Here is a 12,989-nt window from a genome sequence, read left to right as displayed (position 1 = left end):
TACAGGAGCTTCTACATCTGTGGTGAAAAAATTCTGACCTCATGAGTAAGTAAACCAGAAAAAACCAAAGGCTTTACCCATCACGTTTGGTAAAACTCACAGATGTTGCCACTGCCTCATCTAAATTTTCCAGTACTATCAGAGCATCAGGTTTAGTATTTAATCGCCCTAACAATTTTTGAGCCGCAGCGAACTCAGATCCAGCAATGCGGACAACCAAACGCGGAAAATGATGTCCTCGGCGAGTTTTGGTGCTACAAGCTACACTTGCTGATTGAACTTCGCGGTTGTCCTGCTGCATAAAATTGCTAATGATTTGCGCTACTTCCTTGGTCTCAGTTACACCACCGATTAGGTTTAGTAGTATAACTTGAACACTCTTGTCAGCGGCTAAAAAATTTAAGCCTTTAGCAAGGCGATCGCAGAAAGTTGTCGGTGAAACATCTGTGAGCAAAGCATGGCGCAGGTTCAGACAACTACCAGGTTTACCACCTGCACTAGTGACTAAATCCAAGGTAGCCATCATGGAACCAGTACCATTAGCCAAAATGCCAATTTTACCATGCAGTTCTAAACCATCCCAATTACCTAACTGAGGGTTGATGGTACTTCTACCATGACGGTTAGCTGTTTTTACGGCTATTTCCTCCAAATCTGGATGGCGGCCGATGGCCCGTTCATTGATACTGACTTTACCATTGAGAGCCATAACTTCACCTGAAGCATTTACGGCTAAGGGACTAATTTCCACCAAATCCAAGTCTTTTTGGATAAATAACTGATACATTTTGTCAACTACAGAGCTGACAGACTGGATTAATTTTCCGCGTAAACCCATTTTTAACGCCAGTCGCCGCGCATAGAAAGCAGAAAATTCCTGTTCAACCACAACGTGATGCATTTTTTGCCCTGGGGATTCCCAGTCGATATCCGCTTCCGTGCCGCCTAAAAGCACTGGTCGGCACACAGCAGTATCTAAGACTACTGCTAGATAAAATTCTTTTTCCCCTATATACTGGGATTCTCCTAGTATAACTTCCGGTAACTCGCCCCAAATTGGCAAATTAAATATAGTCTGTGCCGCTGCGATCGCGTCAATTGTTGTTTCTACAAACCTCACCCCACCAGCTTTCGCCCTTTCTCCCGTGTATACTTGGGACTTCAGTACAATCGGGTAGGGAATTTTTAACCTTTTCAAATCTGTAGGATGGTCAATTCGTTGGGAAGGCAATACGGGAATGCCTATTTTCCCAAACCACTCTTTAACTTGGTACTCCAATAGCTCCATATACTTGCACCCTATATTTACACTTCCAAAAGCATTTTCTCGGTGCTGGTTTTAACTGTTCATAGCACTAGAATTACATAATTAAGCTGCTTTCGTGTTATTTAAAGTAATTTATTCATTATGTATTAATTCTATCGGATTATATCCAGAATGCCAATGTATTTTTTTAGATGGGAATATGAATACTGTACTATAAAAAGTTATTATTTACTCATTAATTTAGTAAGTAAGTAAAAAACTCTGGTGTTGCCGTTGCCAAAAAGACTGAAACAATGGAAGTAGAAGCTAGATTCATATATAAACTATGCCTGAACTTCCCAAAAGTCTGGAAGAAGCCATCGCTCAATCTCGCATGGCCACCCAAGCCGCCCTTACAGACGGGTACACTCGCTTACAAGTTGATTTTCTGTTCCCAGAACTAAAACTGATGCCCGTGGCGGCGGAATTTTTGCCGGTGTTTGCCAAATATGATTCCCGTCTGAAAGTTTTCTTTGCCGATGCTGGTGCTGCGGCCCTGGCTAACCGTGATTGGCAGGATACACCATTTACAATTTTGGATATCGGTACAGGTAGGGCGGCCTCCCTACAATCGAAAATTCACCCAGATGATCAAATTTTCTTATTTATTTCCCCCTCCTCTGTAGAAGTTCCCCAGGTGGAAAAGTTATGCGAAGAGATAGGCGATCGACCTTTTGTGATGTTAAATCCCCGCCTGGAAGATTCAGGGGTTGTGGGTATTGGTTATACAGCTAGGCAAACCCGCCAGCGTTTTATTAGTACCATTGAATCTTGTTACTACCTGCGTCCTGTGGATGATACCACTGCTGTATTTCGCTGCTATCCTGGACTATGGGAGGTCTGGGTAGAAACAAATGGCGAGTATGAAAAAGTGGCGGAATTACCCAAAAGACCAACAGGTGATGAGTTGGATATGATTGTCATCCAAGGACAACCACAAACACTTCAGGATGGTGTACCGCCGAAAAAGCCGAGTGTGTTGAAGAGTTTACAACGCTTCTTGAAGGCTTTGAGTAGTTAATCTGAAATCAGAAAAATCAACCACAGATGTAGATTGTCTGTATCTGTGGTTGAAATTCAATGTAGTAACTCTTCTACCTGGTGCTGATGCCACAATTTTTTGTAAAGACCATCTGTTTGCAATAGTTCTGAGTGATTGCCTATTTGGACAATTTTGCCCTTATCCATCACAAAAATCCGGTCAGCCGTCGCCGCCGCCGATAGCTGATGAGTGATGAAAATTATGGTTTTGCGACTGCCTTTACTGGTAAGATTACGTATAATTTTTGTAGCAGTTTGATTATCTACACTGGAAAGGGCATCATCTAAAATTAGGATTGGAGCCTCCACCAACATCGCCCTAGCTAAGGCGGTACGTTGTCGTTGACCTCCAGAAAGAGTTATACCCCGCTCCCCCACAATGGTTTCATATTCCTGGGGAAAATTCCTAATTTCGCCATCAATTTGGGCTATTTTAGCAACATCCTCTATGAGTTGTAATTCACCGACTGGGTCACCGTAGCGGATATTATTCTTAATTGTAGTGCTAAACAAAAAACTATCTTGAGGAACATAGGCGATGGACTGACGTAAATCCGCCAATGATATCTTAGTAATATCGACATCATCGAGGAACAATTGCCCCGGTGGAATATCTAACAAACGCGGTAAGGCATTAGCTAAAGTTGATTTACCAGAACCAATGGCCCCCACAATGGCCAGTGTTTCCCCAGGAAAAATAGTAAAGCTGATATTATCTAAAGCCGCAGTACTGGCACCAGGGTAGGTATAGCTGAGATTAATGGCCCTGATTTCTCCTTTAATCTCATTCTTGGGCAAATGTACAGTATCCGGTGCGTCTTGAATTTTCGGTGTTACAGACAGAATAGACTCCAGGCGGTCAATACTCACTTCACCACGTTGATAAGCTGTAATCGTAAAACCTAATAAAGCTGTGGGAAACACTAAACGTTCTACATAAATCAGCAGGGCCAAAAAATCTCCTACAGCCAGAGTTCCCGTAGAGATTTGTAAGCTTCCCAGCCAGATGATTACCAGAGAACTGAGATTAGCTAAACCACCAATTAAAGGAAACAGTATATTGCGGCTTTTAGCCAGTTGTAGGTTAGCCGCCAATAGCTGCTGGTTCTTTTGACCAAAAGCTCGACGCTCATTGTCTTCTTGGGCGTAGATTTTAATTAGAGCAATACCGCTAATGTCCTCTTGAATTAGTTCACTGATGTCGGATAGTTCTTCTTGTACTACAGCTTGCTCCTTACGGAGACGATTGCTAAATAGATGTACTAACCAGAACATGAAAGGATACACAGCCAAAGAAGCCAGTGTAAGATTGACACTAATTCTTAACATTACTGGTAGGGTGAGAGCATAGGCAAAGATAGTATTTGCTAAACTCAGTACAGCAAAACCCACCAACCTCCTCACGTTGTCTACATCACTGGTGGCCCGATTAATTAAATCTCCAGCAGTATTAGTGACAAAATAAGCGGGTTCCAGCTTGAGTAGGTGTTCAAAAATGCGTTGTTTCAGGTCAAATTCTACCTGTCGCCCCACCCCAAACAGCCAAATCCGCGAAGCCATACGGATGAGCCACATGGCGGAAGTGAGCAAGACAATTGGGACTACATAATATAATATTTGGTTGAAATTAAAGCTAGCCGAAAGTTGGTCAATGGCTGAACGAATCAACCAGGGAATATAAACACCCAGCCCATTGACAGATAATAAAGCAAGAATGCCTAATGTAGTTTCCCGCCAATGGGGACGTAAATAAGCACCGATTTTAGCCAGTCGTCGAGATTCTGCCATTAAAGCGATATTGCAACTTAATTATCCTGGGGATCAACTGCTGATAAATCTCTGATGTTATGGGAATTTCAGCAATCCGCCCTATCCTACTTTAGCGAATAGAGAAGCCAATCAAGCAGCAAGTCAATATTTTTCAGATTAAACCACAGATGCTGACGGATAAATATGATCAAATATCTGTGGTTCATTATTCGGTGATTCCTATTTTTGCACTTTCAGCTTTAGCGAGGTGCTTGGTCACCACGCAAGAAAAAGTAAATCTGGTTGAGATAACTTTCCCATACTTGGGTTGTCAGTTGCAGGGTTTCCGCACTGGGTACAAAGTCCTCAATTCGCAAGCCGCGAGTGCTGTCTGGACGAGTTTGGGCTAGGTAAGGTGAAACATTCACACCCAAAGAATTAAAGGCTATATTTGTATGACTTTGTTCTTGATTGAACAAGATATTATTCCCCACCACATCAGAAATTATCGGGGGTGCAGTTGCTGGTCGCAATGCCACCAGAGCCTCTACAGAATTAGTATTGGGTCTCATGGATGAAACTACTCTAGAATCCTGAATAAATTCCTGTGTTGCTAAGTTGGTATATCCTAATGTTGCTATGGGTACCCTGACCAAAAAGTAGGCGATCGCTGGTGTACTTGCCAACAGTAAAATTGTCAGCGACCAACCGAGCAAATAACCGCCTGGTTTTTCTATCCCGCCCCCCTTAATCTTCTGGGCGGCAAACATCATTAGTAAAATAGAAGCGCCCAAAGGCTTGAGGGGAAATGATACTACCTTCCACAAAGATGCCACAGCTGGTTCGTTAGGGTTAATAAACGACAAGGCTATGACAATCAAAACAACGACTAAAACTAATCTCCCGATAAAGGTTCCCGAAGGATAAAACCTCTGAAACAAGGAGTATACAACAGTGCCAATCAGCAGCCATAGCAGTACTCGGCTTAGTAATAGAAACATAGATTAACTCTCAAATTTTTTGGGGCTGTAAGCCAGTTTCAAATAGGAGTTTCCCCCATGAGTAACTGACATACACGTAATGATCAGTCTAGAGATTCACCGACAGAAGATGTATTTTATCGTCAAATTGTAATCGTACTATTACTTGAGAGCAAATACACCCAGCCTAAGACCTCGTAGTGATTTTAGTCCAATTTTTTCATACTGCCTCTATTATTTGTCATTTTTCGGATGGGTAATGTGGCATCAGTAAACTAAATTAATTGAATGGTTGTCAATTCCCAAGGAAAAACTATGTCTTCTGCAAGGCCGAGCATCTTAGTAACGGGGGGAGCTGGATATATTGGTTCTCATACTGTATTGGCTCTTAAGCAAGCGGGTTATGAAGTTGTCATACTTGATAATCTGGTTTATGGGCATCAAGATTTGGTGGAAAAGGTGTTGCAGGTAGAACTCGTAGTGGGGGATACAGGCGATCGCCCTTTGTTGGATGCCTTATTTAAAACCCGCAATATTACTGCTGTTATGCACTTCTCCGCCTATGCCTACGTAGGTGAGTCTGTGACTGACCCGGCTAAATATTACCGTAACAATGTTATGGGTACTTTGACGCTGTTAGAGGCGATGCTGGCTGCATCTGTTAAAAAATTTGTCTTCTCTTCCACCTGTGCGACCTATGGAGTCCCGGAAATCGTACCTATACCGGAAAACCACCCCCAAAACCCCATTAACCCCTATGGGGCTAGTAAGCTGATGGTAGAGCGGATTCTTTCTGACTTTGATGTGGCTTATGGTTTGAAGTCAGTACGGTTTCGCTACTTTAATGCAGCTGGTGCTCATCCGAGTGGCTTACTAGGGGAGGATCATCAACCAGAAACCCACTTAATCCCCTTGGTGCTGCTCACAGCTTTGGGTAAAAGAAATTCTATTTCTATTTTTGGCACGGATTACCCCACCCCTGATGGTACTTGTATTCGTGATTATATTCACGTCAGTGATTTGGCAGATGCCCATGTTTTGGGTTTGCAATATCTCTTAGAGGGTGGGGAGAGCGAAGTTTTTAACTTGGGTAATGGTAATGGCTTCTCCGTCAGAGAAGTGATTGCAGCCGCAGCAGAAGTTACTGGTATGAGTATACCAGTGGCAGAATGCGATCGCCGCCCCGGTGATCCCCCTTCTCTGATTGGTAGTGGTGAGAAAGCCAGAAAAATGCTCAATTGGCAACCTCAATACCCTGGGATTAAAGATATTGTCACTCATGCTTGGCAGTGGCATCAACAGCGACATATGTATATGTAATTACAGGGTTTTCGGAATATTCTAGGAGGTATTGCAATACCTCCTCTTGAGGTTACCTTACCCGAAGTATCATAAATCCAATAGCCAAAGTCATAACAATTACCAGGCCTAGCACGGTAATACTTAACCGTGACCTGACATTCACATCTTGAGTGGGTGTATTATTGGTTTGTTTGACTGCATTTATAGCTGTTCCCCTAGCTACAGTCACGTCAAACTCAAATTTAAATGGTTTAAAACTGCCCTCAGTGGTAGGTTTACCGATTAGCTGTAGCTGATACCGTCCTGGCTTAGGGAACATAATTTCAGCACCGGGAATACCTTGATAACGTTCAGCCGTCACCGGTTCTAAATCGGGTGCTATGAGGGCTGGTTCTCCGGGTACATAAGGTTGAGCATAAATCAATAATTCACAATCACACTCTGTCAAAGGAAGCACCTGACCACCTTTACGAGTCAAAGCAAACCAAGCTTGGGTAAGTTCCCCAGCACGAGGCTGGTCATTTGGTTCCATGTGGAGAGTAGCACCCACATCTTCAGCTATTTGCACTTGATGAGCAAACAGAGGATGACCTGTAATTATTGATATAACTAAGCAAGTCAAAAATAACAAGTAATAGATAATTCTTGGTTTGTTACCATACCAGTAACTAGGATTTGCTTGGGGGTACATAAAACTTTTGTATATTTAACTTTGACCAAAACCAACTTGAGCGCACCAATAACACGCCCACGGTAACAGTTCCTAGTAATACTACCGCTAATTGATTGCCCCATGTTAACTGCAAGGAACCTAAATAATGGGAACCAATCAATACAGCATGAATAGAACTTAAAAGTAAAGCTGGTAAACTCAATAGATGAATCTGTCGCCAAAGTTTACCCAAATATTTTTGCAGTGATTCAAAACTTGTCAAGGCGGCGGGGGTAATTAACACTAAAGCTGCAGCACCCGCAGCCATACCCCAGCGAAAATCCGGCGGTAAGAACCAGAACGCTGCCAATTGCCACTGCAATGAATGTGCCATCATGTGGGTGGTATGCACCACAGCCAGGACAAAAGCACCCACACCCAAACCGCGACGGTAACGCAAGGGTGAAGCCCACAGGCGGCTTATAGGACGGGCAATTAGTGCCAAGATTAAGCAGAGTAAGGCGGCGTGTCCAGTATAATCTACCATGGTGTCGCCAGTCCGTAACAAAGTTAGTACGCCAATGGTGAGTGTTACCCAGCCGCCTAAGCGAAATAATTGACTGCGCTGGTCTTTATTTACCAAGGAGGTGGAAACACCCACACCTAGCATAGTGGGTAGGGTTCCCAGGCCAAAAGCTAGCATGGTGGCAGCACCCATCCATAAATTGCCTGTTTCCGCAGCTTTAATCTGAGCAGCATATAAGAAACCACAGGGCATTAAACCCCAGGTCATGCCTAAAAGTATGGGTGTCCACCATCTGTTTTGATGGGAAAGTTGCAGCATCCCTAGACTCAGACGCTCATGTAAACTTCCTTTGAGTAACGGATGTAATACGGGGATGCGCGGTAGTAAATCCGGTGTTACTTGTCCTAAACCAAACCAAATCAGCATTAATCCGGTAATAATTGCCATCCAACGCCGGAAATCACTACCTACACCGGCAAACTGACCACCTTGGAGTAAGACAGAACCCAGAGACCCTATACCAGCACCAACTAGGGCATAGCTGAACATTCGCCCTAAGTTTAACAGGAAATGAAATTTTAATTGTTGTCGCCAGGTATTGGGTATTTTTTTTTCTGGTGTCAGTTGGGGGGAAACTGTTGCTCCTGTTCTTGGCTGCTGAGAGAGGGAAAAGGCCACGGTTAAAGGGCCACACATCCCAAAGCAATGCCCAAAACTGCCCAGTAACCCCAGGATGGTGATCAGTGACAAATCTAGCATTATGATAAATTCCGCAGGCACTCTTCTAGTGCGGAAACTTACCGTAAGTTCTGGGATTTGTCAAAAGACGAGCTGTCAAACTTGGCTGACGGGGTGAGAGAATATATTAGGTTGGTTGGTGCTATGGGGTATCTTTGGAGGGGGCGTAAGATCCCCGACTTCTTACATAATTGGAATAATCTCATATAATTTGTCCAGAAGTCGGGGATCTGTGTGACTCGAAGATCATGTATTTGATTATGTTGACGATTAGGCAGATCCTTCCCTGGAATATCAACAAGCTCACGGAACTAGAAAAGCTAGGCTGAGATTTTCGTAAAGAATCCCGTATTTGTGGCTGTCTTGATTAACCCAGCCATCCAAGTAACTCCTCTTATGACCCGTCTAATTTGTGCTAGTACCGGTAAATCAATTAATCTCCTGAGTGAACTGGCTAATAGTGGTGAAGCCAAAGTTTGGCGAACTGATTACAGTGGTTATTTAGCTAAAATTTATCACCATTCCACACCGGAACGAATGCAAAAGTTAGCGGTGATGCTCGACTATCCACCCCCTGATCCAAATCGCCACATTAATCATATTTCTTTCGCTTGGCCTCGGTCAGTCCTCAAAAATGCTCAGGGTGATTTGGTGGGGTTCTTAATGGGGGAAATTCGGGGGGGAAAAGAAATTTATGATGTGTACAACCCCACACGTCGCAACAAAATATGTAAACTACCCGCTGATTGGCGGTTTCTCCATTACACAGCCCGGAATATTGCCTCAATTATAGGGGCATTACACGAAAAAGGGTATGTATTAGGTGATATTAAGCCGCAAAATATTTTAGTCAATGATCAGGCTTTACCTTCAATTATTGATACAGATTCTTTTCAGGTGCGTCATCCTGAAACTGGTAAAGTTTACCGTTGTTTGGTGGGAACCCCTGAGTACACACCACCGGAGTTAATTGGTCAGGACTTTGCAACCATTGAGCAAACGGAAATCCATGACCGATTTCGCTTGGGGATGATTGATTATATATCAGTTATTATTCAGTGGTCAAAGTCTGTATGCAGGGAGGTGGAAAGGTGCAGGGGAACCGCCAGAACCCGGTGAATATATCCGTCGGGGTATATGGCTATATTCTCACCATCAGTTACTAGAACCCGTAGATAGAACCATACCCCTAGAAATTCTCCATCCACAGGTAAAAAGTTGTTTTCTCAGATGCTTTAATGATGGGTATAAAAATCCTGATTTACGCCCCAGTGCCGAGGAATGGTTCCAGGCCTTAAGAGTTGCTAGTCAAAGTTTAATACTCTGTAAGCAGATTGACAGTCATTACTATAGCCAAAGTTATGGTAGCTGCTATTGGTGCGATCGCGTTAGTAAAATTGGCGTTGAGATTTTTCCGGGGAGGGTGAGAGTCCAGCCCCCTCCTCCTAATTATGCACCCCAGCGCCAACCTGTAACCAGTGGAACGACTCAAACATCCCCATCAGTAAAAGTTACAACTTCACCCAGTGGTAACTTTTCACCCAGAACCCTCACCGGTCATTCTAGCTATGTTTATTCTGTAAGATTCAGCCCCGATGGTCAAACCCTAGCTAGTGGGAGTTATGACAAGACTATCAAACTGTGGGATGTGAGGACAGGTAGAGAGCTACACACCCTCACTGGTCATTCTAACTGGGTTAGGTCTGTAGCATTCAGCCCAGATGGTCAAACCCTGGCTAGTGGGAGTGGGGACAACACTATCAAACTCTGGGATGTGCAGACAGGTAAGGTTCGCCGCACCTTCACTGGTCATTCTGACTGGGTTCGGTCTGTAGGATTCAGCCAGGATGGTCAAACCCTGGCTAGTGGGAGTGATGACAAGACTATCAAACTGTGGGATGTGAACACAGGTAAGGTTCGCCACACCTTCACCGGTCATTCTAGCCTGGTTAGGTCTGTAGGATTCAGCCCAGATGGTCAAACCCTGGCTAGTGGGAGTGATGACAACACTATCAAACTCTGGGATGTGACCACAGGTAAGGTTCGCCACACCTTCACCGGTCATTCTAACTCGGTTAATTCTGTAGGATTCAGCCAGGATGGTCAAACCCTGGCTAGTGGGAGTGATGACAACACAATCAAACTGTGGGATGTGACCACAGGTAAGGTTCGCCACACCCTCACCGGTCATTCTGACTGGGTTTGGTCTGTAGGATTCAGCCCGGATGGTCAAACCCTCGCTAGTGGGAGTAATGACAAGACTATCAAACTGTGGGATGTGACCACAGGTAAGGTTCGCCACACCCTCACCGGTCATTCTAGCTCGGTTTGGTCTGTAGCATTCAGCCCGGATGGTCAAACCCTGGCTAGTGGGAGTAAGGACAAGACTATCAAACTGTGGCTTGGGGCATTTTCTACTACTTCGGTGAAGACAACTGCACCCCAGAGCCAACCTGTAACCACTCCCGCACCTAATCCCCATAGGGTAAAAATATTATTAGCTACTAGCGCCATAGTGGGATTAATAGCAACTCAGATTTATGCTTATACGCGTTATGGTTTATTTCTCACTAATCCCAACAGCATTATCAAACTGTGGCGATCGCCCAATGACCTAGAAGAAACCTTGACCTTTGAAGCTTATATCAATCGCGGTCTTGTTTACCGTAACCAGCAGAAATGGGATTTAGCTCTGGCTGATTATAACCAAGCTATTGCAATTAATCCTAATTATGCTGAGGCTTACTACAATCGCGGTCTTGTTTACCATAACCAGCAGAAATGGGATTTAGCGCTGGATGATTATAACCAAGCTATTAGACTTAATCCTAATTATGCTGAGGCTTATATTGGTCGCGGTAATGTTTACTTTGACCAGAAAAAATGGGATTTAGCTCTGGCTGATTACACCAAAGCTATTGCAATTAATCCTAATTATGCTAATGCTCACTACAATCGCGGTCTTGTTTACCATAACCAGCAGAAATGGGATTTAGCGCTGGCTGATTATAACAAAGCCATTGCGATTGATCCTAATTATGCTAATGCTTACTACAATCGCGCTATTCGTGCTCTTGTCTTTCACCGTCAACCGTCAACCGTCAACCGTCAACCGTCAACGGTATGGCTAACGCCACGCTATCGCTATCGACTCCGCTCACCGACCACCGTCAACAAATCTAAACCTACCCCCGAATGACTGTAATATTTCTCCCCTTGGGACTTAGAGCTATTTCGGTGGTAGTGCGATCGCTGATGGGGGGTAAATCGGGGCGACGGTCAAATATGATTAACCATCCCGTATCTAGATTGAGTCCTGATAAATACTTATCTAATTGTACCAATCCTTGCTGTAAGGGGTCGGGTTTACCCTGTTTCCATACTTTTAATTCCATCCCTAAGACTACATCCCCATAACGCAGACATATATCCATCCTCCCGGAGCCAATGGCGTATTCCCGCTCTAAGCTACCACCACCATTAACCACGCGGTGTAAAAATGCCATTAATACTAAATGTGGCGCAATTTCTGGGTAAGGGGTACTTTTAAATAATGGTTCTCCGTGTTGTCGCCAAAAGTCTAAAAAGGTTTCTAATAGGATTTGGGGGTTTAACTCCCCTGTGGGTGTTAACCAACTAGGTTGAATCATGGGTAAACTATCTTGAGTACCCTGGGATAACACCTTGGGGATGACCTCTTGATAGATGGGGTTAGCTACCTTTAACCCACCTTCTTTACTGCGAATCACTAAACCTAAATCTAACAGATAACGGCGATCGTCTTCTGGGGTGTTGGGTAATTCTTCCCCAGATAAAATAGGTTCTATAATGGCTTTTACCCTATCTTCCCGCAGTCGCTCTGCTAAACTGTCTAAGTGGGTGTCTTGCCTTTGAATTAGTATATCTTTGGCTTGATTGATTAAGTCTACTGTGATGGGGATATTTACGTCTTCTGCTAAATACTCTGTAACTTCCTGAGCTAAAGCATTGACTAACCAAGGTTGACCCTGGGTTAAATCGTAGGCGTGGTTAATGGCTTCGGGGGTAAATATTTGTTCTGTGGCTTGGGTGTGTTGCTCATACAGACTTTTCACATCTTCTAAAGTGAAATTATTTAAAGTCAGAGACCGCACCTTGATATTAAAGGGGCTAGAGGTATTTAATCTATCAGTACCACCGGAGGCTACCTTATAATCACGTACATCCCGCATCCCAATTAAGGCTACACATTGGGGGAAACCTTGGGGACGACGGGGGAAACCGTCCCTTAACTGTCTTAAGACAGTAATTAAAGTTTGATTTTGCAGGGAGTCAATTTCATCAATAAACACCACCAGTGGGCGCACAGAAGCCTCCGCCCAGGCAGTTAAAGCAGTATTTATCCGTTGTCCTGGTAGTGCATTTGGCCACACCGGTGGTTCTAGCTCCTTGGGTAGCCAAAATCTTGCCGCCTCTCGCCAAGCACCTAAAATTGCCTGTTCTGCTATTTCTGGCTGATTGGGAAAGGGTGAGCCTACTTCTGCGGATACCATGACAGCAGTATATTTACCACTGGCTGTTAATTCCTGTGCTAGGGTGAGCATGGCAGTGGTTTTACCGGTTTGTCTGGGTGCATGGATGACAAAGTAATTGCGCTGTTCAATCAGGCGTTTTAACTCTGGTAACCGTTCAGTGGTGGGTAGGGTATAGTGGATA

10 protein-coding genes are annotated in these 12,989 nt (G+C 44.1%); 4 read left to right on the top strand and 6 right to left on the bottom strand.

Features of this window, described 5'->3' with window-relative positions; translation table 11 throughout:
* Window positions 1-73: 73 nt before the first annotated feature.
* On the bottom strand, window positions 74-1,288 hold the full coding sequence (locus tag NWP22_RS10775) for a succinate--CoA ligase subunit beta (RefSeq protein WP_271730700.1): 1,215 nt from the start codon (window positions 1,286-1,288) through the stop codon (window positions 74-76).
* A gap of 304 nt (window positions 1,289-1,592) precedes the next feature.
* Between NWP22_RS10775 and NWP22_RS10770 the strand changes: the two genes are divergently transcribed.
* Window positions 1,593-2,327: a DUF1995 family protein gene (locus NWP22_RS10770; protein ID WP_271730699.1), complete on the top strand. Its 735-nt coding sequence runs from the start codon at window positions 1,593-1,595 to the stop codon at window positions 2,325-2,327.
* Between the two features lie 56 nt (window positions 2,328-2,383).
* Here NWP22_RS10770 and NWP22_RS10765 read toward each other — a convergent pair whose 3' ends face one another.
* Together NWP22_RS10765 and fraI are read right to left on the bottom strand one after the other, a co-directional pair.
* Window positions 2,384-4,135, bottom strand: coding sequence for an ABC transporter ATP-binding protein (locus NWP22_RS10765; protein WP_271730698.1), 1,752 nt, complete (start codon window positions 4,133-4,135; stop codon window positions 2,384-2,386).
* Window positions 4,136-4,356: 221 nt separating this feature from the next.
* The gene (gene fraI, locus NWP22_RS10760; RefSeq protein ID WP_271730697.1) at window positions 4,357-5,097 is read right to left on the bottom strand and encodes a septal nanopore formation protein FraI; all 741 of its coding nucleotides are present in this window, start codon (window positions 5,095-5,097) and stop codon (window positions 4,357-4,359) included.
* A 294-nt stretch (window positions 5,098-5,391) separates the two neighbouring features.
* On the opposite strand from fraI, the gene galE reads away from it, so the two are divergent.
* Window positions 5,392-6,396 carry a UDP-glucose 4-epimerase GalE gene (galE, locus tag NWP22_RS10755; protein ID WP_271730696.1) on the top strand — a complete coding sequence of 335 codons (1,005 nt, stop codon included), beginning with the start codon at window positions 5,392-5,394 and terminating at the stop codon, window positions 6,394-6,396.
* Between the two features lie 52 nt (window positions 6,397-6,448).
* Here the strand turns inward: galE and NWP22_RS10750 are convergent, their stop codons facing one another.
* Both NWP22_RS10750 and NWP22_RS10745 read right to left on the bottom strand, forming a co-directional pair.
* The gene (locus NWP22_RS10750) at window positions 6,449-7,069 is read right to left on the bottom strand and encodes a hypothetical protein (RefSeq protein ID WP_271730695.1); all 621 of its coding nucleotides are present in this window, start codon (window positions 7,067-7,069) and stop codon (window positions 6,449-6,451) included.
* A complete protein-coding gene (locus NWP22_RS10745; RefSeq protein ID WP_271730694.1) occupies window positions 7,047-8,315 on the bottom strand; it encodes an urease accessory protein UreH domain-containing protein in 1,269 nt (422 codons plus the stop codon). The genes NWP22_RS10750 and NWP22_RS10745 overlap by 23 nt, the downstream gene beginning before the upstream one ends.
* Before the next feature lie 375 nt (window positions 8,316-8,690).
* Here NWP22_RS10745 and NWP22_RS18370 point away from each other — a divergent pair, with 375 nt between their 5' ends.
* Both NWP22_RS18370 and NWP22_RS18365 read left to right on the top strand, forming a co-directional pair.
* A complete protein-coding gene (locus NWP22_RS18370; protein WP_280801865.1) occupies window positions 8,691-9,413 on the top strand; it encodes a protein kinase domain-containing protein in 723 nt (240 codons plus the stop codon).
* Window positions 9,328-11,493: a WD40 domain-containing protein gene (locus NWP22_RS18365; RefSeq protein ID WP_280801864.1), complete on the top strand. Its 2,166-nt coding sequence runs from the start codon at window positions 9,328-9,330 to the stop codon at window positions 11,491-11,493. Before NWP22_RS18370 ends, NWP22_RS18365 begins: the two co-directional genes overlap by 86 nt.
* Here NWP22_RS18365 and NWP22_RS10730 read toward each other — a convergent pair.
* Window positions 11,480-12,988 (bottom strand): ATP-binding protein, encoded by a 1,509-nt coding sequence (locus tag NWP22_RS10730; RefSeq protein ID WP_280801863.1) that lies wholly within the window; start codon window positions 12,986-12,988, stop codon window positions 11,480-11,482. The genes NWP22_RS18365 and NWP22_RS10730 overlap by 14 nt on opposite strands.
* Between the last annotated feature and the right edge of the window lies 1 nt (window position 12,989).

Source organism: Anabaenopsis tanganyikae CS-531, assembly GCF_029891675.1.
Lineage (GTDB): Bacteria > Cyanobacteriota > Cyanobacteriia > Cyanobacteriales > Nostocaceae > Anabaenopsis > Anabaenopsis arnoldii.
The sequence above is the reverse complement of the archived record's forward strand: the minus strand, read 5'-3'. Positions and strand labels throughout refer to the sequence as shown.

Excerpts from the sequence above, each read along its gene's own strand:
- NWP22_RS10775 (WP_271730700.1), bottom strand. The coding sequence starts at position 1,288 with ATGGAGCTATTGGAGTACCAAGTTAAAGAGTGGTTTGGGAAAATAGGC.
- NWP22_RS10770 (WP_271730699.1), top strand. The coding sequence starts at position 1,593 with ATGCCTGAACTTCCCAAAAGTCTGGAAGAAGCCATCGCTCAATCTCGC.
- NWP22_RS10765 (WP_271730698.1), bottom strand. The coding sequence starts at position 4,135 with ATGGCAGAATCTCGACGACTGGCTAAAATCGGTGCTTATTTACGTCCC.
- fraI (WP_271730697.1), bottom strand. The coding sequence starts at position 5,097 with ATGTTTCTATTACTAAGCCGAGTACTGCTATGGCTGCTGATTGGCACT.
- galE (WP_271730696.1), top strand. The coding sequence starts at position 5,392 with ATGTCTTCTGCAAGGCCGAGCATCTTAGTAACGGGGGGAGCTGGATAT.
- NWP22_RS10750 (WP_271730695.1), bottom strand. The coding sequence starts at position 7,069 with ATGTACCCCCAAGCAAATCCTAGTTACTGGTATGGTAACAAACCAAGA.
- NWP22_RS10745 (WP_271730694.1), bottom strand. The coding sequence starts at position 8,315 with ATGCTAGATTTGTCACTGATCACCATCCTGGGGTTACTGGGCAGTTTT.
- NWP22_RS18370 (WP_280801865.1), top strand. The coding sequence starts at position 8,691 with ATGACCCGTCTAATTTGTGCTAGTACCGGTAAATCAATTAATCTCCTG.